Origin of the sequence: Deinococcus pimensis DSM 21231 (assembly GCF_000519345.1) — a bacterium.
Taxonomy (GTDB): Bacteria; Deinococcota; Deinococci; order Deinococcales; family Deinococcaceae; genus Deinococcus_A; species Deinococcus_A pimensis.
Map to the genome: position 1 here is coordinate 39,475 of NZ_KI912635.1, position 336 is coordinate 39,810.

A 336-nucleotide genomic window follows, 5' to 3' on the forward strand; every position below is an offset into this window, starting at 1 on the left:
CGGACCCTGAGCGGCGTGTACGCGCAGGGCTACGCGGGCGACGAGGGCTTCGAGGCGGTGCGCGCCGACATCGAGGCCTTCGCCCGCGAGGAGGGCCGCCGCCCCCGCATGCTCGTCGTGAAGATGGGCCAGGACGGCCACGACCGCGGCGCGAAGGTCATCGCGACCGCCTTCGCCGACCTCGGCTTCGACGTGGACGTCGGTCCCCTCTTCCAGACACCCGAGGAGGCCGCCCGGCAGGCCGTCGAGAACGACGTGCACGTCGTCGGCGTGAGCTCCCAGGCCGCCGGGCACAGGACCCTCGTGCCGCAGCTCGTCGAGGCGCTGCGCGCCGAG

The 336-nt window shown here is 74.4% G+C and carries 1 protein-coding gene; it reads left to right on the forward strand.

Annotated features, from left to right (window positions below; all coding sequences use genetic code 11):
• On the forward strand, nucleotides 1-336 hold a 336-nt coding region (locus DEIPI_RS29320; RefSeq protein WP_045233841.1), incomplete at both ends, for a cobalamin-dependent protein.